Raw genomic sequence first — 20,862 nt, forward strand, 5'->3', positions numbered from 1 at the left:
GCCCCCTGCCTCGATCGAAGCGTGCTTGCGCGGCCAGCCTAGCGCCAGCGGGCGAACCAGGGTTCGACTGTCGCGGCGATCACGTCGAACCCGGTGCGGAACGAATGTGCCTGCTTGGGGATCACTTTCACCTCGGCGGCATCGGCGGGATCGGGCACGCCGAACGGGTCGCTGCCGCCGTTGATCACCACGACCTCGATGTCCCCCGGCGCGAGCAACTCCGCCCGCCTGCTCTTGTCCGGCTTCCCGGGCGGATGCAACGGGAACGACAGCGCGATCACCCCGCGCGCGCCGACCGCCACGGCGGTGCGACACGCCACGCGCGCGCCGTTGCTGCGACCCCCCTGAACAATCGGCACCCCGGCAAACCCGGCCCGCAGCGCGGCCACGATCTCGAGCCACGCCTCGTCCTGCTTGTCCGCCGACCCCGGCGCCCGGCGCCCGGCAACCCGGTACGGCTGCACCACCCTGGCCACCGCGCCACCGGCTTCGATCGCCGAATCACGTACTGCCAGAATGTCTTTCGCATCGACGCCACCACCGGCGCCGTGCGTGATCACCAGCAGGAAAACCGGGTCGGCGACCTCGTCGAGCTCGATCTCGGCGGGTCCGGCACTCGTCTCGATGCGCACACCTCACGGTAGCCCCGCCGTCGCGGCGAGCAACGTTTCGGCGCCCGTGCGTGTTTTTCACGTCACATTGCCCCCAGCCCCTTTGCCGAGACGATTACTCACCGGTAATATGGTCTATAAGTTACCCGCGAGTAGCATGCGGAAAACCGGCACGCTACCCGGTGGACGTCACACGGGCGGGAACGGCGCACAACCGACCGCACCAGAACTCAACGGAGAGTGAGTACTCACATGGGCCACTACAAGGCAAACGTTCGCGACCTCGAGTTCAACCTCTTCGAGGTCCTCGGCATCGACAAGCTGCTCGACGCGGGCACCTTCGGTGACCTGGACACCGACACCGTCAAGGAGATGCTCTCCGAGGTCCGTCGCCTGGCCGAGGGCCCGCTGGCCGAGTCGTTCGCCGACGCGGACCGCAACCCGCCCACCTTCGACCCGAACACCCACACGGTCACCCTGCCCGAGTCCTTCAAGAAGTCCTACAAGGCGCTCGAGGACGGCGAGTGGGCCAAGGTCGGCGTCGTCGAGGAGCTCGGCGGCCTGAACGCTCCCTCCGCCATCACCTGGGCGCTGTCCGAGATGGTGCTCGGCGCCAACCCGCCGATCCAGATGTACGCCGCGGGCGCCGGCTTCGCCCAGGTGTTCTTCAACAACGGCACCGAGGAGCAGAAGGGCTGGGCGGCCAAGATCGCCGAGCGCAACTGGGGTGCCACCATGGTGCTGACCGAGCCCGACGCGGGCTCCGACGTCGGCGCAGGCCGCACCAAGGCGGTCAAGCAGGAAGACGGCTCGTGGCACATCGAGGGCGTCAAGCGCTTCATCACCTCGGGTGACTCCGACGACCTGTTCGAGAACATCATGCACCTGGTGCTGGCTCGCCCCGAGGGCGCCGGCCCGGGCACCAAGGGCCTGTCGCTGTTCTACGTCCCGAAGGTCCACTTCGACTTCGAGACCGAGACCTACGGTGACCGCAACGGCGTGTTCGTCACCAACGTCGAGCACAAGATGGGCATCAAGGCCTCGGCCACCTGTGAGGTCACCTTCGGCGGCCACGGCGTGCCCGCCAAGGGCTGGCTGGTCGGCGAGGTGCACAACGGCATCGCGCAGATGTTCGACGTCATCGAGAACGCCCGCATGATGGTCGGCACCAAGGCCATCGCGACCCTGTCGACCGGTTACCTGAACGCGCTGGAGTACGCCAAGACCCGCGTCCAGGGTGCCGACCTGACCCAGATGACCGACAAGGCCGCGCCCCGCGTGACCATCACCCACCACCCGGACGTGCGTCGTTCGCTGGCCACCCAGAAGGCGTACGCCGAGGGCCTGCGCGCGATCTACCTCTACACCGCCGCGCACCAGAACCCGGAAATCGCCGAGGCCGTCTCCGGTGCGGACAAGGACGTCGCGTTCCGCGTGAACGACCTGCTGCTCCCGATCGTCAAGGGTGTCGGCTCCGAGCGCGCGTACCAGTACCTGACCGACTCGCTGCAGACCTTCGGTGGCTCCGGCTTCCTGCAGGACTACCCGATCGAGCAGTACATCCGCGACGCGAAGATCGACTCGCTCTACGAGGGCACCACCGCGATCCAGGCGCAGGACTTCTTCTTCCGCAAGATCGCCCGCGACCGCGGTGTGGCCCTGGCCCACGTGGCCGGCCAGATCCAGAAGTTCATCGACGCCGAGGGCGCCAACGAGCGCATCAAGGGTGAGCGCAAGCTGCTCGCCACCGCGCTCGAGGACGTCCAGACCATGGCCGCCACCCTGACCGGCCACCTGATGGGCGCCCAGGAGCAGCCGACCGAGCTGTACAAGGTCGGCCTGGGTTCGGTCCGCTTCCTGATGGCGGTCGGCGACCTGTTCATCGGCTGGCAGCTGCTGCAGCAGGCCGAGATCGCCCTCGCGGCCCTGGACAACGGCGCCACCGGCTCCGACGTCGCCTTCTACACCGGCAAGGTCGCCTCGGCGCAGTTCTTCGCCCGCAACGTCCTGCCGGAGCTGACCGCGACCCGCGCGATCCTGGCCAACCTGGACAACGACATCATGGAACTGGACGAGGCCGCGTTCTGAGGTTGACGGTCTGACCGATTCCTGAACGGCCCGGAGTCTTCCGACTCCGGGCCGTTCGTCGTTTCCTGACTATCCGGCGAACCAGCCCGAGGGGCCGACTTCGGTGCCCATGCGGGGGACGTACTGGTCGAAGTAGACGCGGGCGATGAGTTCGCGGCGGCTGCGGACGCCCGCCTTCTCGAAGATCGACTTGAGGTGGTCCTGGACGGTGTAGGCCGAGACGTGCAGGGCCGCGGCGATCTCCTTGGTCTCCACGCCCTGGAGGACGAAGCGGGTGACGTCGTGTTCGCGCGGGGTCAGGCCGAAGGCGGCGACGACCAGGGTGACGATCTCCGGCGGGCGCGCCTCCTCGATGGTGACGACGACATCCCCGACGGCGCCGTCGCGCCCGGCCAGCGGCGACGCGTGCAGCACCAGCCACACCCCGGACGGGGTCCGCACCCGCGCCCTCGGCATCGCGGCGCCGGGCGTCCCCAACATCCGCCGCGCCGCGCTGACCAGCGAGATCACCAGGCTCAACGGGTCACCGCTGTGCACCGACGACCGTAATTGCGCGAAGCGCTCCTCGGCGCCGAGGCTGATCTGGGACACCTCGTCGTTCGCGTCGACGATGACGACGGCCGGACCCGCGGTCTCGGCGCCCAGCTCCGGCGCGTCGGCGAGCCGCGTCAGCACGCCCGCGCGCACGCCACGGGCGAACGCGCCGGACAGCGAGGCGAGGTAGTCGACCTCGTCGTCGACGAAGGCCGGGTCGTCGGTGCCGCGGAACATCGCCAGGCACCCCCACGCGCCCGAAGCGTCCCGGAACACCAGTCGCGCTTCGTCGGCGAAGCCGTAGAGCGGGCGCATCAGCCGCGACATCCGCTCGCAGCGGTCGATGTCGTCGCCGAGGACCGCGTGCATGCCGATCGCGCGCCGGTCGGAGACCGCGAGCGAACGGAACGATGTCGCGTCCTCGGTGCCGTACTCGATGAGGCCGAAGAGCCGGTCGTGCTCGTTCGCCGACACCAGCGACCCGTACTTGCGCGCGCTGGTGAGCATCATCGTCGCGGGATCGTGGGTGCCGACGCACGCGGCCACCGCCGGTACCGCCCGGCGCACCGCGTCGGTCGCCTCGACGAGGAATTCGTCGAGGTCGAGACCGGCACGCGAGAGCACATCCAGATCACTCCGCACGCGCTCGGGGAGAAGCCGGCTGCGCATGTCCTCAGTATGCGCCGCAGACCATAGGCCGCCATATCCCAGAAGGCTGGGATATCCGATTCCCCACGCGGCTGGGATGGCCCCGACCAGGTCGAACGCGCGAATCTGGAGCGCGTGACCATCACCATCGAGACGAACTCGGTCGACGAGTCGGGCCGCCTCGTGCACGCCGAGGACGCCGCCGCACAGCTGTGCCTGGCGTTCGAGCGGCTCGAGTCGGCGCTGGCCGCGCACGGGCTCGGTGCGTCATCGATCGTGCGTCTGCGGGTCAGCGCCCGCGCTCCCGCCGACGCCGCCGATCTCGCCGACCTCGTCATGGAATGGCTCGACGGCGCCCTGGTGCCCGTCGACCTCGTCGATGTCGCGCACCTCGCGCTACCCGGCACGCTCGTCGAGCTCAGCGCGCTCGTGATCCCCACTCCCTCCGATCCGAAGGACCGACCATGAACCCGACCACGACCGCCCTGCGCGACCTCGTGCTCCTGCCCGGCGACCCCGGCTACGACGCGGCCTGCGCGCCGTGGAACCTCGCCGTCCGGCAGCGCCCCGCCGCCGTCGCGGTGCCGCGCACGGTCGACGAGGTCGTCGAGATCGTCCGGGCCGCCACCGCGCTCGGCCTGCGGATCGCGCCGCAGAGCACCGGACACGGGGCCGCCGCCCTCGCCGATCTCCAGGACGTGCTGCTGCTCCGGCTGCACGAACTGACCGGCGTCACCGTCGATCCGGTCGCCCGTCGCGCGCGTGTCACCGGCGGCACGCTCTGGCGCGATGTGCTCGCGGCGACGGCACCGCACGGACTCACCGCCCTGCACGGCAGCGCCGGTGATGTCGCGGTGGCCGGGTACCTGCTCGGCGGCGGCCTGTCGTTCTACGGCCGCGAACACGGTCTGGCCAGCTCGGCTGTGCGCGCGATCGACATCGTCACCGCCGACGGATCACTGGTGCGAGCGACCGCCGAGGAGCACCCCGACCTGTTCTGGGCCGTGCGCGGTGGCGGTGGCGGTTTCGGCGTCGTGGTGGCGATCGAACTCGATCTGCTCCCGCTCGCCGACGTCTTCGCGGGCATGCTGCTGTGGGATATCGAACGCGCGCCCGAGGTGCTGTCCGCGTGGCGGGACTGGACCGCCGCGGTCCCCGAATCGGTCACCACCTCGGTGCGGCTCATGCGGTTTCCCCCGCTGCCCGAGCTGCCGCCGTTCCTGTCCGGACGTGCCCTGGTGGTGATCGACGGCGCCGTGCTCGAAGCCGACGACCGCGCCGCCGAACTGCTCGCCCCGCTGCGCGCGCTGGCCCCCGAACTCGACACCTTCGCCCGCATCCCGGCCGCCGCCCTGCTCGACGTGCACATGGACCCGCCCGGCCCGACCCCCGCGGTCAGCGATCACGCACTGCTCACCCACCTCCCGCAGGCAGCCGTCGAGGCCCTGCTCACGGTGGCGGGCCCTGGCGTGCAGACCCCGCTGATGTTCGCCGAACTCCGTCACCTCGGCGGCGCGCTCGCCCGCCCCCAGGACGCCGCGCTGACCCACCTGGCCGGCGCGTACGCCCTGTTCGCGGTGTCGCCCGCGCCGACCCCGGAACTCGCCGCGCTCGGCGAGACCGTCACCACCGGCGTCGTCGCGGCGCTGCGGCCCTGGGCGGCGCCGACGTCGTTCCTGAACTTCGCCGACCGCCCGATCGACCCGGCCACCGCCTTCGGTACGACCGAATGGCAACGGCTCCAGCACATCCGCGACACCTACGATCCGGCTCGGGTCTGGGTCGCCGCGCACGCCGTCGACGCGTAGCCGAGCTCACGCCGGTGCCGCGCGGACGAGGGGTTCGCGCGGCATCACTCGTGACCTGTTTTCCTGATCTCTCCCTCCGAACCCGGCGTACCCTGGGAATTGCCGTCGGTCGGGGTGAGGCTCGGGGGTCGTGATGGGTGAAAGTACCGCGCTCAGTGTGTATTTGCGGGAACGCCGGATGGCGGCGGGCCTCGCGCGAACCGAGCTGGCCGCGCGGGCGCAGATGGCGCCGCTGCTGATCAGCCAGATCGAGTCGGGCGCGCTTGTCCCGAATTCCCCTATGCTCCAGCGCCTTTTCGATTCCCTCGATGTGCCGCTGTGGTATCGCAAGCACATCCTCGTGCTCGGCCTGCCCGCCCTGGATTCCGGCACCCCACCCGCCGCGCCGACGGCGGAGGACCTGACGGACCTGGCCAGCCTCACGCATCCGGCGTGCTTCCAGCGCTTCCCCACCATGGACGTGCTCGCCGCGAACGCCGAATACCAGCGCCTGTTCCCCGGACTCGGCGCCGGGGTGAACGCGCTCGAATGGATGTTCCTCGACCCGACGGCCAAGAAGGTGTTCATCGATTGGACCACCGAGGCCCAGCTGCTGGTGCACGCGTTCCGCATGCTCGCCCCGCTGGCGCCGACCCAGCGGGTCACCGCGATCACCGAATCCTGCGGTCAGTCCCCCGACTGGGACCCGATCTGGACCAGCGACGTGCGCCCCCAGGACATCGCCCGCCGTCACCTGCGCATCCGGGAACGCAGCACCGGCATCGAACGCCGCCTGCTGCTGCGGATCTACGACCCGGCCTTCCCGTCCCGCCCGTGGTGGCTCTACCGCCTGATCCCCGCCAGGTAGATCACGGAAAACGGCGCCCGTCGCATCCGACGGGCGCCGTGAAATCCCAGGTAGCTCAGGCTGCCGAACCGCTGGCGAACGCGAGCAGGATGGGCAGGATCTGGACCAGGCTGTCGAACATTTTTTCTCCTTCTAGACGAATACTGAGTTCCTATCACGGCAGAATTACGCGAAACATAATTCAAATGAACGTGAGGAGAACTCGTCGTCACAGGGCGAGCGGTCACGCTGTGCGATAGCGGTCAGCCGAGGCGGAACCTGTTCCGGTATTCGGTCGGGGTCGTGTCGAGGCGGCGCCGGAAGGCCCGGGTCAGGGTGTCGACGGTATTGAAACCGCAGGTGGTGGCGACCCGCGCGAGGGTGTCGTCGGTCGTCTCCAGCCGGTGCCGCGCCACCTCCACCCGCGCCGATTCGAGATAGGCGGCGGGCGTCATGCCGAGTTCGGTGCGGAAGATCCGGGTGAGCTGACGCTCGCTCACATGCGCCTGGTCGGCCAGATCGGTGACGGTGAGCTGAGTACCGATATTTCCGGAGATGTAGTGCCGGAGATCGTCGATGCGGCGCGTGGTCGACACCGGCTCCAGCGACACACTGAATTGACTCTGCCCACTCGGCCTTTTCAGATACATCACCAATTGCCGCGCCACCCGCAACGCCAGCTCGTCGCCGAAATCGTCGGCCACCAGCGCCAGCGTCAGATCGAGGCAGGCGGTGAGTCCCGCTCCGGTCCAGATGTTCTCGTCGCGGATGTAGATCGGATCGGCGTCCACCTCGATCGCGGGATGCTCGGCCGCGAGTTGCTGCGCGGTCGACCAGTGCGTGGTCGCGCGCCTGCCGTCGAGCAGCCCGGCGGCCGCGAGAATATGCGCGCCGACACACACCGAAGCGACCCGCCGCGCGTCCTTCGCCAGCACCGTCACCGCGTCGACGACCCCGGGATCCACCAGTGCCCGCACCCGGCGGCTGCTGTCGGTCTCCACCGCGCCCGGCACGACCACCGTGTCGATCCGCCGCGCCGCGACCTCGGCGAAGGTCACGTCGGGCAGCACCCGCACCCCCGCCGACGTGGTCACCGGCGCCATCGTCTCGGCGGCCAGCACCACCTGATATCCGGTCGGCTCGTCCATCTCCCGCTGCAACAGCGAGAACACCTCCGGCGGCCCGGTGACATCGAGCAGGTCGACGCGATCGAACAGCACGATCACCACGAGCCGATCAGCCACCCCACACCTCCATGTCCGAATCTGCAGGTTACATGACATTGCCGACATTCCCGCCGCTCCCTAGCGTGGAACGCATCCCCGATAGAAAGGCTTTCCGATGGCTTCGACCACCCTCCGCCAGCTCAACGGTTTCGACGAGACCCCGGCCGCCCTGGCCGACTCCACCCTGATCCTGATCGACTACCAGAACACCTACACCCAGGGCGTCATGGAGCTGACCGAGTGGAAGCCCGCCCTCGACGCCGCCGCCGAATTGCTCACCAGGGCACGCGAATCCGGTGCGACGGTCATCCACGTCATCAACGACGGCGGCGCGGGCACCCCCTACGACATCACCGCCGAGATCGGCCGCATCCACGACGCGGTCGCCCCGACCGAAGACGAGCAGGTCGTCGTCAAGACCGTCCCCAACGCCTTCGTCGGCACCGACCTGGGCGACCTCGTCGACACGGCGGGCCACGACACCGTCGTCATCGCCGGCTTCATGACCCACATGTGCGTCACCTTCACCACCGAGGGCGCCTTCCTCCGTGGCAACAAGCCCACCGTGGTCGCCGACGCCTGCGCCACCCGCCCCCTCGCCGACGTCACCGCGAGCCAGCTCCACGACAGCGCCCTCGCCACCCTCGCCGACCTCTACGCCGTGGTGGTGCCGACCGGCGCCGCGCTGCGCTGACCAGCCCTGGACGAACGACTCCCGCCCGGACCACGGCGGGAGTCGTTCGCCGGTTCAGGCGATCGGCGCCGGGATCGGCCGGGTTCGCGCGTCCATCCTGGCCATCACCCGATGACCGAGACGCAGGAAGGGTTGCTCGATCTTGTGGAAGGTCAGCGTGGCCAGGCCGATCGCGACGACCATCCACGTGCTCCAGGTGAGCCAGGCCGCATTGCCGCCGAAGATCGACTCCGGCCACTTGGGCACGGCATTGTTCACCAGGCCGTGCACCAGATACAGCGAGAAACTGATCCGTCCGAGGAACAGCAGCGGCCGGGGGAAGGAATACCGGCGCAGCAGCAGCATCACCGCGAACAGCAGATAGGCGACCACGATCGTGAAGGCCGGACCTACCAACCCACCCCATTCCGCGGTACCGGCGGAATCCGAGACGGGCTGCTGAACGAATCGCGGTGCGAGCAACAGACCCGCGGCGATCCCGAACACTCCCCAGCCGACCCAGGCCGAGATCTCGCCGGCTGTCATCCGATAGAGCACCGTGCCGACGAACATCGTCGCGAAGATCGCCGCGGAATACCCGGACGCCCCAGGCTGATTGAGCACCAGCGGGACAGCGAGCACCGCGATCAACACCGCCACGCCCGCCGAATTACCCCGAGCGGCCGCCCGGTACCCGAAGAAGACCGCGACAACCACCGTCACCGCCGCGACCATCAGTCGAGTGGCGAGGTTCGCGTCGGGCCCGCCGACCAACGCGGTCGGCAGGAACAAGGCCGCCAAGGGAATCGCACCGATCGCCAGGCTGGCCACCGGCACCGATCGCCGGTTGAGCCCGCCGAGGAACAACAGCGACACGAACGCGTAGAAGGCCAGCTCGTACGAGAGCGTCCACGCGACGATGAGAATCTCCGAATAGTGCCCGGCGAGAAACAGATGCGCCATCGTGGCATTCGTCGCGAGATTCCACACCGGGTCGACCATGAAGCCCGGCGGCCCGCCGTACATGCCCACGTAGTGCAGCACCACCGCCGCGATCAGGAACACCCAGAACAGCGGGAACAGCCGGAAGAACCGACCCACCCAGAACGCCCCGAGCGACCGTCCGCGCTCCAGCGACGCCGGGATGATGTACCCGCTGACGATGAAGAACGCGAAGACCCCGAATACGCCGAAATTGAAGTACTGGCCGACGAATCGGGCGTACGACGGCCACAGCGGGTCCGTGAAATGCTCGATCACCACCGCCAGCGCCGCGATCCCGCGCAGCGCGTCCAGAAACTCGAACCGACCACCGCGGGTACGTCCTCGCTGTTCGACCGCGTCGGCCGAATCAGCGTCCCCCTCGACAGATTTCATAACTCCCCACCACTGGACAATCGAATCGGATCACACACACAACGTCACCCCACCGCGATCACCCAGCTCTGCTGACTACCGACCGCCTGGCCGATCTCGCCGACGAGCAGCCCGGCGGGCGCGTCGACATTCTTTCTCGTCACCACGACACGAGCACCCGTCGCCAATTCGTCGGGAGTGCAAACGAACGCGGCGGTGACCAACAGTTCCATCATCGGGGCATCGTCGGCGCAGACCCGCACGCCCTCGCGAGCCCCGGCCAAGACGAGCGGAACGACCTCGGCCCACGCCTCGTGCGGTCGGCGCTCCAGAACGATCGGCCGACCATCCGCGGCCGCCGCCATCGCGTCCAGAGCGGCCGGAATGCCGATCATTTCGTGTCGCCGATTCGCCAGCGAGTTCGTCAGCCCACTCACCACGAGCCCGACGACGAGCAAGCCGGCGACGGCGTATTTCAGCCATCCGAGCCGCTGGGTGAGGCCGATCAGGGCAAGCATGATCATGAAAAGCGGGATCGCGTAGGAGAAGTACCCGATGTACGCCTCCTCGATCTGATCGATGCCGATCATCGCGTAGACCGTCATCAGCGCCGCGGCCGCCGCGCAGAATGCCACACCACTCGCCAGGAACTTCTCGCCGCGCGCCAGCCGCGCGACGAGCGCGAACAGCACGACGAAGACGATCAGGCCGACGATGCGGTTCGGCCCCCAGAACTGCACGGTGTAGGCCAACGCCGTCCACGGCAGATGGATCCCGTGCCCACCCCCGTACCCGACGTACTTCGGGAATTCCCCGGGGAAATTCACGATCGTATTGAGCAGGATCGGCGCCGCGAATATCGCCGCGACCCCACCGAACCGCCACCAATCCCGCTCGGCGACCGCCAGTTTCCCGCGCCACGCGAGGTACAGCGGCGCCCCACCGAGCAATGGCACGAAGAACAGGAACTCCGCGTGCCCGTGGATCAGCAAGCCGCCCGCGAGCGCGACGATCCACAGGTGTTCGGTCCGCCGGGCCACCACCGAGGACACGGCCACCAGAAACACCAGGAACGGCGCGAAATACACATAGGGGAACCAGAGACCACTGAGCAGCTCGCGATACACGGTGAGGAACACCAAGCTCGCCCCACCGAGCCCCGCGACCAGCGTCCACGACGGATACCAGGCGTAGACAATCCACAATGCCAGCGCTACCAGCGCGGCATTGAGCAGCAGAATGGCGACCGCTTGCCCGTTCCACGGTGACGGCACCCACCGCAGCACATCGTAGAAAAGCCACTCCCCGAACGCCTGCACGTAGATGAACCCGGGCCCGGGATGATGGAATCCGACCCGGGAATAGTTCCCGACCAGCAGCTCGAAATCCTTCGCGGCGAGCACCTGGATCGAAACGGTCGCCGCGTCACCCTCCTCGAACACCACCCGGGTGAACAGGTCCCGGCTGCTCACCAACAGTGCCGTGGCATAGGCGATCCAGGCGGTGAGGAAAACCCACAGGGAACCGAACCAACCACGCCCGGAGGGTAATTCTCCGGTGGTCGAGGAGCGCACCGCGTCCTGTTCCACGGTGAGCGACTGCGGTGCCGACATGGCACTCCCCCCATCGAATCAATCATCCGGCGCACACCGACCGAACACGGGTGCGCCCGACCGCACAGTAGGGCCTGTCACCCGTGCGCACAAACGGACCGAAGCAGAGGGTGTACCGCATCGACCGAGCAAGAATCGAAGGCCACGCACCGCCGGTACGTGGCCTTCTCGTCGATGACGACTACGCGCCGGCGCCCGTGCCCGGGTCGGTGCCGCCGCCGGTGCCGGGGTCGGTCGGGTCGGGGGTTTCGGCGGAGCCGGTGGTGAGGGCCTTCAGGATGGCGGCGAGGCTCTCGGCGGAGCCGGTCTCGGGCTCGGCGATCGGGGTGACGCGGGCGGCGGGCGTGGTTTCGGTGCCCGGGTCGGTGGGGTCGGTCGGGTCCGTGGCGCCGGCGGAACCGGTGGTCAGCGCCTCGAGCACGGCGGCGAGGCTATCGGCGGAACCGGTGCTGGGCTCGTCGGCGGCGGTGGCGATGCCGGTGCCGAACATGGCCATTCCGGCCGCGAGGACGAGACCGAAACCGAGCGTGCGGATCTTCTTCATGAAGTGAAACCCCTTGTGATGAATGGTGATTGTCGACCTCCCTGCCGACTGGAAGTTTCTAACACGTGTGTCAGTCGGCACCACAGCCCCGAGTTTTCGGGACATTCGCCTGTCGGATGCTGAAAGATTGCCAACGCCAGTCATTCTGCGGATCGACACCATGCGATCCCTCAGATCAATTCATCGGTGCGCAGGCCTCGCGGACGGAGTGATCGGCCTCGAATGTCACGTAAGCACTGATCAATCGATCGAGGCGCGGGGCTACTCGCGAGGAAACAACAAGGCGAGGCCATGAAGGCCTGGCGTACCAGCGGTGAACTCATCTGATTTCCCCGCTATCACTCGGTTTACACCATGATAGATATCACTTCTCGAACCGGTAACGGTTGGCGATCTCAATACGATTGCGCGCTGCCATCATTGGACATCGAGATCGAGCGGCCGATTCCATACCGGCAGGGAATGTGCTGCCACGCCACCTGTTTTCTGCGTGATGTCTGCGATGTAGCCAGATTCCACCCAGGGGAATGCTGTGCGAAAACACAGCCGCGCAGGCCTCACCCGTCCCCATGTCAAAGTGACGAATCAGGGCAGTGGAGCACGAATCCAGCTCTCTACCCGCTGAATACAGATCGGGCGGCCCGGAGAGTTCCGGACCGCCCGATGTCGCCTGCCGCTACGACGGGCAGTTGACCGTGTATTCCCACTGCGTGCTGTCGGGGCCGCTGACCCGGACGGTCACCGTGGTCGCGGTGCCGCCGGGGAGGGAGACGACGGCGGAGCCGGTGCCCTGGTTCAGGTTGTCGCCGACGTAACCGGTGTCGAGCACCTGACCACCTTCGTAGAAGACCTGGATCCGGTCGGGGATGTTGAGGGTTTCGTAGGACAGGACGAAGGACGTCGGGCCCGCCACGCCGAGCTGGTGCGTGGTGGTGGTGACGCCCGCGCCGCCGGACTTGGTCGAGCGATTGCAGGGCTGCACGCTTTCCGACGAACCACCCGAGCTGCCACCGAGGATGCCGCTACCGGTGTCGAGTAGGTCGCCGAGAATGCCACTGCCGGTGTCGATCACACCACTGCCGGTCGAGCCGCTGCCGGTGTCGGCGCCGGCCAGGCCGGGCACCACCATCAGCGACCAGGCCGCCGTCGTCATCGCGATAGCCATCGTCTTCTTCACAACGCTTCCTCCACACCACTTCGAGCCAACGGATCATCAGGTGAAATGCGCTGGGCGGCCGCAGGATCGCCGCCCGATCGGGGAGTCGAACATCCCAGGTTTGCCAGCCCCGCAGACTGGGCACAGCAGTTCTAACACGCGTTTCCGGGCACGGGAACGCACCGGAATCGGGGCAGCGGACTGTTCGGATGCCGGAGGGTAACCGGAATTTCCGGCCCGGAATATTGGCATCATGGCAACACCGGATCGCCCGCCCAGCAGGCGTCAGGCAATTTCTTAGCTCGGAGAAGAAAGCACCGGTCGGTAGACCAAGTGGCCGGGAAAAGCGAAGTGCCGCAACTGATCAGCGAACGCGATTCGCGAAAATGAGTAATCTCACAGCGAATTCGCGTAACGGCGGATTCGCGGCCACCGATCGGGCCGCCGAAAACGGAACGGGCCGCACCTCCGGAAAGGGGGTGCGGCCCGTGGGGTACCGAGGTCAGCGCAGGGTTGCGGTGAGGTGGGGGTAGCCCTTCTTGGGGTTCAGCATGGAGAGGTCCCAGCCGGAACCGACCTGCTCGGCGTAGATGTTGACCGAGGCGGGCAGGAAGACCGGCTTGCCGAATTTGACCGTGTAGGTGGTCTTCTCGGGGATGCGGCCCTCGACGGTGCCGAGGATGTTCGCGGCCGACCACATGCCGTGGGCGATGGTCTTCGGGAAGCCCATGGCCTTGGCGCCCAGTCCGGAGACGTGGATCGGGTTGTGGTCGCCCGAGGCGGCGGCGTAGCGGTTGATCATCTTCTGATCGACGCGCTGCACGCGCAGCGGCGGCGGGGGGACCTCGTCGGCGGGCGGCGCCGACTTCGGGCCGCCCGACAGGGAGGTGCGCTGCTGGTGCAGGAAGGTGGTGACCTGCCGCCAGACCAGCTCCCGGCCGACGCGGATCTCGGTGATCGCGTCGACCAGCAGACCCTTCGGGTGCTCGCGCAGGTTCTCGATGTGCGCCGTGAAATCGAGCGGCTCGGCGACCGAGATCTCCCTGGTGCGCTCGATGACGTTCTCGAAATGCACCGCGCCGACCGCGCTGAACGGGAAGTCCCGCGCGACGACCAGCTGCATCGCCAGCGGGAACGCCAGGATGAACGGGTAGGTCAGCGGCAGGGTGTCGCTGAAGCGCAGGCCCGTCGCGTGGCAGTACGCCGCCAGATGGTCCGGGTCGACCTGGAAACCGTCCAAGACGACGCGGCGGTCGGGCAGGGTGGGCTTGCGACCCGACAGCGGGGCGGGCAGCGGGACGGCGCCCAGCGCCGCCTTCGCGTACAGCCCGCCGTTCTTCGGAACCTCGGAGAGGGTGATCGTCTGGGTCATCAGGCGCCGATCAGGCTCTGACCGCAGACGCGAACCACGTTGCCGCTCACCGCGTTCGACGCCGGGCTGGCGAAGAAGGCGATGGTCTCGGCGACGTCGACGGTCTGGCCACCCTGCAGCAGCGAGCTCATCAGGCGACCGGCCTCGCGGGTGCCGACCGGGATCGCGGCGGTCATCGCGGTCTCGATGAAGCCGGGGGCCACCGCGTTGATGGTGATGCCCTTCTCCGCCAGCAGCGGGGCCTCGGCGTCGACCATGCCGATGACGCCGGCCTTGGAGGCGCCGTAGTTGGTCTGGCCGCGGTTGCCCGCGATGCCGGCGATGGAGGACACGTCGATCACGCGGCCGCCCTCCTTGAGCACACCCTTGGCCACCAGGCCGGAGGTGATGCGATGCGGGGCAGCGAGATTGACGTTGATGACCGAGTTCCAGCGGCCCTCGTCCATGTTCGCGAGCAGCTTGTCGCGGGTGATGCCCGCGTTGTGCACGACGATGTCGATGCCGCCGAACCGCTCGGTGGCGAACTCGGCGAGGCGCTCGGCGGCGTCGGGGGCGGTGACGTCCAGGGCAAGGGCGGTGGCGCCGACCTTGTTCGCGGTCTCGGACAGGGCCTCGCCGGCGGCGGGGATGTCGGCGACGATGACGGTGGCGCCGTCACGGGCGAAGACCTCGGCGATGGTGGCGCCGATGCCGCGGGCGGCACCGGTCACGACGGCGACCTTGCCGGCCAGCGGCTTGTCCCAGCTGGCCGGGGCGACGGAATCGGCCTTGCCGACCCGGATGACCTGGCCGTCGACGAAGGCCGACTTGCCCGACAGCAGGAAGCGCAGGGTGGACTCGAGGCCGGTCGCGGCCGCGCCCGCCTCGGGGTGCACGTAGACGAGCTGGCCGGTGGCGCCGCGCAGCAGCTCCTTGGCGACCGAGCGGGTGAAGCCCTCGAGCGCGCGCTGGGCGATCTGCTCGTCGACCGAGCCGACGAGTTCCGGCGTGGTGCCGATGACGACGACACGCCCCGAAGGTGCGAGGTTGCGCATCGCGGGCTGGAAGAATTCGAACAGCTGCGAGAGCTTGTCGATGGAATCGATGCCGGTGGCGTCGAACACCAGGGCGCCGTACTTGGTGCCCGAGTCGAGCGAATCCGCGACGGTGTAATCCGCGAGCAGCGCGCGGATCGGCTCGGCGAGGCGGCCCTTGCCGCCAAGCAGGACCGGGCCGGGGAGCGCGGGCTCGCCGGCCTTGTAGCGGCGCAGCTCCGCCGGCTGGGGCAGGCCCAGCTTGCTCGCCAGGAACGCGCCGGGGGCGGAGTGGATGAAGGATCCGTAGAGGTTGGGTGCACCCTTGCTCTTGGCTGCCACTGTTCCTACCTTCTCTGTGCTCGACGTGTTGTATGACCGTGCTCGCCCAGTGTCCCCCGTGTGAATCACATTTGCGGGTACGGTGTCGACAACGAACTTACTCCAGAGTAAGTTTAATGTAAACCGATACGCCCGGCGTACCCGGAACCGACGAGACCATGGAGAACTCGAGTGACAAGCAAAGCCCGCTCGGCGAAGACCCCGGCCAAGACCGCGAAGACCCAGCGCCCGGTCGCGATCGTTGGCGGTAACCGAATCCCGTTCGCTCGCTCCGACAAGGCCTACGCGAAGGCCTCCAACCAGGACATGTTCACCGCCACCCTGGACGGACTGGTCAGCCGGTTCGGTCTGCAGGGCGAGCGGCTCGGCATGGTCGTCGGCGGCGCTGTGCTCAAGAAGGTCGGCGAGCACAGCCTGATCCGCGAGAGCGTGCTCGGCTCCAAGCTCTCGCCGTACACCCCGGCCCACGACCTGCAGCTCGCCTGTGGCACCGGCCTGCAGTCGATCGTCACCGTGGGTGACGCTATCGCGCTCGGCCGGATCGAGTCGGGCATCGGCGGCGGCGCCGACACCACCTCCGACGCGCCGATCGGCGTCAGCGAGGACATGCGCGAGTGGATGCTCACCGCCAACCGCGCCAAGACCAACAAGGACCGGGTCAAGCTGGTCGGCCAGCTGCGGCCCTCGATGCTGGGCATCGAGATCCCGCGCAACGCCGAGCCGCGCACCGGGCTGTCGATGGGTGAGCACGCCGCCATCACCGCCAAGGAGTTCGGCATCGCCCGCGAGGCGCAGGACGAGCTGGCCTACCTCTCGCACAAGAACATGGCCGCCGCCTACGACCGTGGCTTCTTCGACGACCTGATCACCCCGTTCCTCGGCCTGACCCGCGACGACAACCTGCGTCCCGGCTCGACCGTGGAGAAGCTGGCCACCCTCAAGCCGGTGTTCGGCACCAAGCTGGGCGACGCCACCATGACCGCGGGCAACTCCACCCCGCTCACCGACGGCGCGTCGGCGGTGCTGCTGTCGAGCGAGGAGTGGGCCGCGCAGCGCAACCTGCCGGTGCTCGCGCACCTGGTGGACTCCGAGGTCGCCTCGGTGGACTACATCCACGGCCCCGACGGCCTGCTGATGGCGCCCACCTACGCGGTGCCGCGCCTGCTGGCCCGCAACGGCCTGACCCTGCAGGACTTCGACTACTACGAGATCCACGAGGCCTTCGCCTCCGTGGTGCTCTCCACGCTGGCCGCGTGGGAGTCCGACGCCTACTGCAAGGAGCGCCTGGGCCTGGACGGCGCGCTCGGCTCGATCGACCGCAGCAAGCTCAACGTCAACGGCTCCTCGCTCGCCGCGGGCCACCCGTTCGCCGCCACCGGCGGCCGCATCGTCGCCTCCACCGCGAAGATGCTGGCGGAGAAGGGCTCCGGCCGCGCGCTGATCTCGATCTGCGCCGCGGGCGGCCAGGGCGTCGTGGCGATCATCGAGCGCTAGTCACGCGCTGAGACGACGACGGCGGGTGGTTTCCAGGATCGGAAACCACCCGCCGTTTCACGTTGTCAGCGGCACATCGGGTTGGGGTGGGGCTGGGTGGAGCCCCAGGGGCCGCAGACGAGGAGCTTGAGGAGGCCGAGGGGGAGGTCGATGGCGGCGGAACCGGTGCCCGCGGAACCGGATTCGGCGATCACCGCCGGGGCGGCGGGGGCCGCGACGGCCGGGGAGGCGCCGGCGGCGATGCCGGCGATGGCTGCGGTGGCGACCAGGATGCGGACCATACGACGTTGCATGACAAGCCTTTCGAGAACAAATGATCTGAGCTAACAACATCATCGTTGGGGTCAATGTGCTTGTTATCCAGAACTTTTCGGGGCTTGACGCCGCGATACTCGACCGATCGTTCTAGTTGGCGCCGATGGCGGCGGCGATCATCGGCCAGGAGTTGTGCAGGTCCTGTTCCCAGTACTTCCAGGTGTGCGTGCCCGCGGCCCGGAACTCGGTCTGGGCGGGGATGTTCAGCTCCTGGAGCCGGGCCGCCAGGCGCTGGGTGCAGACGTTGGCCGCGGCCTCGATGGCGCCGCCGAGCAGGATCTGGTCGGTCATGCCGATGACCTTGCCGGGATTCGCGCCGGCCGGGAGGGTCTCGGCGACACCGGGCAGGCCGGTGGCGCTGGAGAGGTAGATGGCCTTGCCGCGCAGGCGTTCCGCGTTCAGGTACGGGTCGTTGGCGCGCCAGGCCGGGTCGTCGGCCTCGCCCCACATATTGGCGGGGTCGGCGCCTGCGCGGGCGAAGACGATGTCGACGTAGGCCCGGCCCATCGGGTCGGCGACCGACGCGCACCCGCTGTAGGCGCCGACGGCGCGGTAGCGGTCGGGGGCCGCGATGGCCAGGTTCAGCACCGCGGTGGCCGACATCGACAGTCCGGCGATGGCGTTGACGCCACTGGCGTGCAGCGTGTCGTCGATGATCGGCGGCAGTTCCTCGGTCAGGAAGGTCTGCCACTTGTTGCGGCCGAGCTTGGGATCGTCGCGCTGCCAGTCGGTGTAGTAGGAGAACTTGCCCGCGGCGGGGGTGATCACGTTGACGTTCTTGTCGGCGAAGAACTGCACGATATCGGTCTGGTTGTACCAGTTCGCCTTGTCCTCACCGCCGCCCGCGCCGTTGAGCAGATACAGCGTCGGCCGCGGGACCGAGGTGTCGGCCGCGGTGATGACCTGCAGCGGGATCACCCGGTCCATCGCCGCCGAGTACACGTGCAGCACCTGCTGCCGCTGCCCGGGCCGCTCGATGTGGTCGAGCCGGGAACCGTCGGCGCCCGCGGTGCCGATCGAGGCGACCGAGAGCAGCACCAGCGCCATGGCCGACACCGCGACCGCGCGGGAACGGGAGAACACGAACATCAATCCTCACTACAGATGGGGCGGCCCGAGGACCCAGAGCGCCGGGACGGCAGCGCGAGACCGTCCCGGCGACCAGGTGCTACGCGATCAGCTACCGATCAGATTGCGCAGCACGTCGGAGATGACGTCGCTGAGCGAGCCGGTGGAGCTCAGCTGGCCGTCGGAGGAGCCGAGGCCGTTGTCGCCCAGGCTGCCGATCACGGTCTCGCCCGCGTTCGCGCCGCGCGCGGTGAAGCAGGCGGTCAGACCCGGCATCTCGTTGCTGACACCCACGGTGCCCGCGACGCCGACGCCACCGCTGGTGATCTGCTGACCGGCCTTCACGCTGTCCGGCACCGGGTAGGTGATGGTCAGGGTGACCGGGTTGCCGGAGTTGACGAACCAGCCGGTGCTGGTGACCTTCCAGCCACCGGCGTTCGGCTCGGGGGTGACGTCCTCGGTCACCTGGCCGCCGATCGCGTGGTAGGCGGTGATGGTGGTCTTGGTCGGCGCCCCGAAGCCGACCGGCGGGAAGTCGGTGATGGTGTTGACGTAGGGATTGCCGATCCCCGTGGTGCCGACGACCACCTTGTAGGTCACCGAGGTGCCGACACCGATCTGCTCGGCGCTGGCCGTCTTGTCGTAGACGTGCGTGATGCCGACGGTGCTGGCATCGCGCTTCTCGGCGTGGCTGGTGACCGAGCAGGAGCCAGCCGCGACGGCGGTGCCGGAACCGAGAGCGACACCGACACCGGCGACGACCAGAGCGGTGGTGGCGACGCCCGCGGTGATACGCGAAGTCCGGATCATGATTTTCCTCCAAGCCCCGGCGAAGTCGGCCGGGACGAATTCCTCATCGAGTGGTCTATCCCCCTCTGACCAGAAGGTATCCGCTGGACTGGACGGTTGTCCTGGAAAATCAGAACGTGTTCTCATCTTTGTGGAAGATTACCGTTTCACTCTCGAGGAGGGGTCACCGGGGGTAGCATCCGAGGTTTTTCGGCATCGGCGAATCCGTCCGAAAAGCGCACACCGACCCTCCGCCGGGGCAGCGAAGGGCTGGCAAACGTCGTCAATACCCCTGGACGGACTACTTCCCCGGGAGCTCGTTGTGGCCGCCGAACGCCTTGCGCATCGCCGAGAGCATCTTGTCGGCGTAGAGGGCCTCACCCCGCGAGGAGAAGCGCTGGAACAGGGCCGCCGACAGCACCGGGACCGGCACCGCGGTGTCGATGGCGGCGTCGATCGTCCAGCGGCCCTCGCCGGAGTCCGAGACGCGACCGCTGTACCCGTCCAGGTTCGGGTCGGCGTACAGGGCGCTGGCGGTGAGGTCGAGCAGCCAGGACGCGACGACCGAGCCCCGGCGCCACACCTCGGTGATGTCCGGGATATCCAGGTCGTACCGGTAGTACTCGGGGTGCTCCAGTGGGGTCTCCTCCGCCGAGTGCTCGCCGTCGCCCTGCGTGGCGCCCACGTTGGCGTGCTGGAGGATGTTCAGGCCCTCGGCGTAGGCGGCCATCGCGCCGTACTCGATGCCGTTGTGGACCATCTTCACGAAGTGGCCCGCCCCGGCCGGGCCGCAGTGCAGCCAACCCTGTTCGGCCGGGGTCGGCGCGCCGGTGCGGCCGGGCGTGCGCGGCGCGGCCTCGACGCCGGGCGCGATGGACTCGAACAGCGGCTGGAGGTAGCTCACCTGCTCCGCCTCGCCGCCGATCATCAGGCAGAAGCCGCGCTCCAGGCCGAACACGCCACCCGAGGTGCCGACGTCGAGGTAGTGGATGCCCTTGGGCGCCAACGCCTTCGCGCGCGCGATGTCCTCGTGGTAGCGGCTGTTACCGCCGTCGATGATGATGTCGCCCGGTTCGAGCAGCTCGGCCAGATTGTCGATCGCGGCGCCGGTCGCGCCCGCGGGGATCATCACCCAGACGACGCGCGGGGCGTCGAGCATGGCGACGAATTCCTTCAGGTCGGTGCTGCCGTCGAAGCTGTCGCCGAGCTCGGCCTTCAGCTCGTCGATGTGACCCTGATGGCGTTCGTGACCGACGGCGGTGTTCCCGTCGCGCACGATGCGACGCACGATATTGGCACCCATCCGGCCGAGGCCGATCATTCCCAGCTGCATCAGTTCTCCCTCGTTGCGCGCTACCTGGTGTCGAGTCTCACGTGCGATTGTCC

At 68.2% G+C, this 20,862-nt stretch carries 19 protein-coding genes; 6 read left to right on the forward strand and 13 right to left on the reverse strand.

Features of this window, described 5'->3' with window-relative positions; genetic code table 11:
- Positions 1–38: 38 nt before the first annotated feature.
- Positions 39–632: an alpha/beta family hydrolase gene (locus AB0L91_RS10640; RefSeq protein WP_365008957.1), complete on the reverse strand. Its 594-nt coding sequence runs from the start codon at positions 630–632 to the stop codon at positions 39–41.
- A gap of 231 nt (positions 633–863) precedes the next feature.
- On the opposite strand from AB0L91_RS10640, the gene AB0L91_RS10645 reads away from it, so the two are divergent.
- On the forward strand, positions 864–2,699 hold the full coding sequence (locus AB0L91_RS10645) for an acyl-CoA dehydrogenase (RefSeq protein ID WP_355275414.1): 1,836 nt from the start codon (positions 864–866) through the stop codon (positions 2,697–2,699).
- Positions 2,700–2,768: 69 nt separating this feature from the next.
- Here AB0L91_RS10645 and AB0L91_RS10650 read toward each other — a convergent pair whose 3' ends face one another.
- Entirely contained in the window at positions 2,769–3,902 is a 1,134-nt protein-coding gene (locus AB0L91_RS10650) for a helix-turn-helix transcriptional regulator (protein WP_365008959.1), read from the reverse strand.
- A 114-nt stretch (positions 3,903–4,016) separates the two neighbouring features.
- Between AB0L91_RS10650 and AB0L91_RS10655 the strand changes: the two genes are divergently transcribed.
- The 3 genes from AB0L91_RS10655 (at position 4,017) to AB0L91_RS10665 (ending at position 6,536) form a co-directional block, all read left to right on the forward strand.
- Entirely contained in the window at positions 4,017–4,349 is a 333-nt protein-coding gene (locus AB0L91_RS10655; RefSeq protein ID WP_365008962.1) for a Rid family hydrolase, read from the forward strand.
- Positions 4,346–5,689 (forward strand): FAD-binding oxidoreductase, encoded by a 1,344-nt coding sequence (locus AB0L91_RS10660; RefSeq protein WP_365008964.1) that lies wholly within the window; start codon positions 4,346–4,348, stop codon positions 5,687–5,689. The genes AB0L91_RS10655 and AB0L91_RS10660 overlap by 4 nt, the downstream gene beginning before the upstream one ends.
- Before the next feature lie 133 nt (positions 5,690–5,822).
- Positions 5,823–6,536: a helix-turn-helix domain-containing protein gene (locus AB0L91_RS10665; protein ID WP_355274908.1), complete on the forward strand. Its 714-nt coding sequence runs from the start codon at positions 5,823–5,825 to the stop codon at positions 6,534–6,536.
- Between the two features lie 242 nt (positions 6,537–6,778).
- Here the strand turns inward: AB0L91_RS10665 and AB0L91_RS10670 are convergent, their stop codons facing one another.
- Positions 6,779–7,759: a DJ-1/PfpI family protein gene (locus AB0L91_RS10670; RefSeq protein ID WP_355274910.1), complete on the reverse strand. Its 981-nt coding sequence runs from the start codon at positions 7,757–7,759 to the stop codon at positions 6,779–6,781.
- A 97-nt stretch (positions 7,760–7,856) separates the two neighbouring features.
- Here AB0L91_RS10670 and AB0L91_RS10675 point away from each other — a divergent pair, with 97 nt between their 5' ends.
- Positions 7,857–8,435, forward strand: coding sequence for a cysteine hydrolase family protein (locus AB0L91_RS10675; protein WP_365008967.1), 579 nt, complete (start codon positions 7,857–7,859; stop codon positions 8,433–8,435).
- Between the two features lie 54 nt (positions 8,436–8,489).
- Here AB0L91_RS10675 and AB0L91_RS10680 read toward each other — a convergent pair whose 3' ends face one another.
- From AB0L91_RS10680 to AB0L91_RS10705, 6 genes are all read right to left on the reverse strand, one after another.
- Positions 8,490–9,791 (reverse strand): acyltransferase, encoded by a 1,302-nt coding sequence (locus tag AB0L91_RS10680; RefSeq protein WP_365008969.1) that lies wholly within the window; start codon positions 9,789–9,791, stop codon positions 8,490–8,492.
- A gap of 44 nt (positions 9,792–9,835) precedes the next feature.
- A complete protein-coding gene (locus AB0L91_RS10685; RefSeq protein WP_365008971.1) occupies positions 9,836–11,383 on the reverse strand; it encodes a hypothetical protein in 1,548 nt (515 codons plus the stop codon).
- A gap of 181 nt (positions 11,384–11,564) precedes the next feature.
- Positions 11,565–11,927, reverse strand: coding sequence for a hypothetical protein (locus AB0L91_RS10690; protein ID WP_365008973.1), 363 nt, complete (start codon positions 11,925–11,927; stop codon positions 11,565–11,567).
- Positions 11,928–12,603: 676 nt separating this feature from the next.
- Positions 12,604–13,092: a hypothetical protein gene (locus AB0L91_RS10695; protein ID WP_365011241.1), complete on the reverse strand. Its 489-nt coding sequence runs from the start codon at positions 13,090–13,092 to the stop codon at positions 12,604–12,606.
- Positions 13,093–13,585: 493 nt separating this feature from the next.
- Positions 13,586–14,455 carry a MaoC/PaaZ C-terminal domain-containing protein gene (locus AB0L91_RS10700; RefSeq protein WP_355274923.1) on the reverse strand — a complete coding sequence of 290 codons (870 nt, stop codon included), beginning with the start codon at positions 14,453–14,455 and terminating at the stop codon, positions 13,586–13,588.
- Positions 14,455–15,810: a 3-oxoacyl-ACP reductase gene (locus tag AB0L91_RS10705; protein ID WP_355274925.1), complete on the reverse strand. Its 1,356-nt coding sequence runs from the start codon at positions 15,808–15,810 to the stop codon at positions 14,455–14,457. Before AB0L91_RS10705 ends, AB0L91_RS10700 begins: the two co-directional genes overlap by 1 nt.
- A 171-nt stretch (positions 15,811–15,981) precedes the next feature.
- Here AB0L91_RS10705 and AB0L91_RS10710 point away from each other — a divergent pair, with 171 nt between their 5' ends.
- Positions 15,982–17,304: an acetyl-CoA C-acetyltransferase gene (locus AB0L91_RS10710; RefSeq protein ID WP_355274928.1), complete on the forward strand. Its 1,323-nt coding sequence runs from the start codon at positions 15,982–15,984 to the stop codon at positions 17,302–17,304.
- Positions 17,305–17,369: 65 nt separating this feature from the next.
- On the opposite strand, the gene AB0L91_RS10715 is transcribed toward AB0L91_RS10710, so the two are convergent.
- From AB0L91_RS10715 to gnd, 4 genes are all read right to left on the reverse strand, one after another.
- Entirely contained in the window at positions 17,370–17,597 is a 228-nt protein-coding gene (locus AB0L91_RS10715; protein WP_365008978.1) for a hypothetical protein, read from the reverse strand.
- Positions 17,598–17,709: 112 nt separating this feature from the next.
- Positions 17,710–18,666: an alpha/beta hydrolase family protein gene (locus AB0L91_RS10720; RefSeq protein WP_365011243.1), complete on the reverse strand. Its 957-nt coding sequence runs from the start codon at positions 18,664–18,666 to the stop codon at positions 17,710–17,712.
- 129 nt (positions 18,667–18,795) lie between these two features.
- Complete coding sequence (locus AB0L91_RS10725; RefSeq protein ID WP_355274932.1) at positions 18,796–19,497, reverse strand: hypothetical protein; 702 nt, start codon at positions 19,495–19,497, stop codon at positions 18,796–18,798.
- Positions 19,498–19,777: 280 nt separating this feature from the next.
- The gene (gene gnd / locus AB0L91_RS10730; RefSeq protein ID WP_355274933.1) at positions 19,778–20,809 is read right to left on the reverse strand and encodes a phosphogluconate dehydrogenase (NAD(+)-dependent, decarboxylating); all 1,032 of its coding nucleotides are present in this window, start codon (positions 20,807–20,809) and stop codon (positions 19,778–19,780) included.
- Positions 20,810–20,862 lie beyond the last annotated feature (53 nt).

Origin of the sequence: Nocardia sp. NPDC051833, from assembly GCF_040681225.1 — a bacterium.
Classification (GTDB): domain Bacteria; phylum Actinomycetota; class Actinomycetes; order Mycobacteriales; family Mycobacteriaceae; genus Nocardia.

Coding starts and splice junctions, on each gene's coding strand:
- AB0L91_RS10645 (WP_355275414.1), top strand. CDS start 864: ATGGGCCACTACAAGGCAAACGTTCGCGACCTCGAGTTCAACCTCTTC.
- AB0L91_RS10650 (WP_365008959.1), bottom strand. CDS start 3,902: ATGCGCAGCCGGCTTCTCCCCGAGCGCGTGCGGAGTGATCTGGATGTG.
- AB0L91_RS10660 (WP_365008964.1), top strand. CDS start 4,346: ATGAACCCGACCACGACCGCCCTGCGCGACCTCGTGCTCCTGCCCGGC.
- AB0L91_RS10665 (WP_355274908.1), top strand. CDS start 5,823: ATGGGTGAAAGTACCGCGCTCAGTGTGTATTTGCGGGAACGCCGGATG.
- AB0L91_RS10675 (WP_365008967.1), top strand. CDS start 7,857: ATGGCTTCGACCACCCTCCGCCAGCTCAACGGTTTCGACGAGACCCCG.
- AB0L91_RS10680 (WP_365008969.1), bottom strand. CDS start 9,791: ATGAAATCTGTCGAGGGGGACGCTGATTCGGCCGACGCGGTCGAACAG.
- AB0L91_RS10685 (WP_365008971.1), bottom strand. CDS start 11,383: ATGTCGGCACCGCAGTCGCTCACCGTGGAACAGGACGCGGTGCGCTCC.
- AB0L91_RS10690 (WP_365008973.1), bottom strand. CDS start 11,927: ATGAAGAAGATCCGCACGCTCGGTTTCGGTCTCGTCCTCGCGGCCGGA.
- AB0L91_RS10695 (WP_365011241.1), bottom strand. CDS start 13,092: ATGGCTATCGCGATGACGACGGCGGCCTGGTCGCTGATGGTGGTGCCC.
- AB0L91_RS10700 (WP_355274923.1), bottom strand. CDS start 14,455: ATGACCCAGACGATCACCCTCTCCGAGGTTCCGAAGAACGGCGGGCTG.
- AB0L91_RS10715 (WP_365008978.1), bottom strand. CDS start 17,597: ATGCAACGTCGTATGGTCCGCATCCTGGTCGCCACCGCAGCCATCGCC.
- AB0L91_RS10720 (WP_365011243.1), bottom strand. CDS start 18,666: ATGGCGCTGGTGCTGCTCTCGGTCGCCTCGATCGGCACCGCGGGCGCC.
- AB0L91_RS10725 (WP_355274932.1), bottom strand. CDS start 19,497: ATGATCCGGACTTCGCGTATCACCGCGGGCGTCGCCACCACCGCTCTG.
- gnd (WP_355274933.1), bottom strand. CDS start 20,809: ATGCAGCTGGGAATGATCGGCCTCGGCCGGATGGGTGCCAATATCGTG.